This window comes from Myroides sp. TSA_177.3, from assembly GCF_052691955.1.
The window spans coordinates 1-325 of record NZ_JBQZGD010000065.1; the positions used below are offsets into that span (position 1 = coordinate 1).

Sequence of the window (325 nt, forward strand, 5' to 3'; positions counted from 1 at the left end):
AGGTGGAGTTACTACAGATAAAATCGGTGATAAAGCAGTTACTTCAGATAAATTAGATGGAGGGACAGGAGCAGAAGGACGTGTAGGTGTAGCAGGAGCTGATGGAACCATCACATACAAAACATTAGACGAAGTAGTAAAAGCAAACGAAACTGTAACAGTATTAGTTGAAAATACAAACGGAACGTTTACATACTACAACGAGAATGAAATTGATGAAAATGGTCAACCAAAAGCAGGAGCAACAGGAGTAACCATTGATCCAAAAGAAGTATCCGTTGCTTTAAATACAACAACCAATGTGTATGAGTTCAAAAACTCAAAT

Annotated in this window: 1 protein-coding gene; it reads left to right on the forward strand. The window is 37.2% G+C overall.

Annotation, left to right across the window (positions count from 1 at the left end; genetic code table 11):
• The coding region (locus tag ACUTSE_RS18165) for a hypothetical protein (protein WP_445641269.1) at positions 1-325 on the forward strand (325 nt) is incomplete at both ends.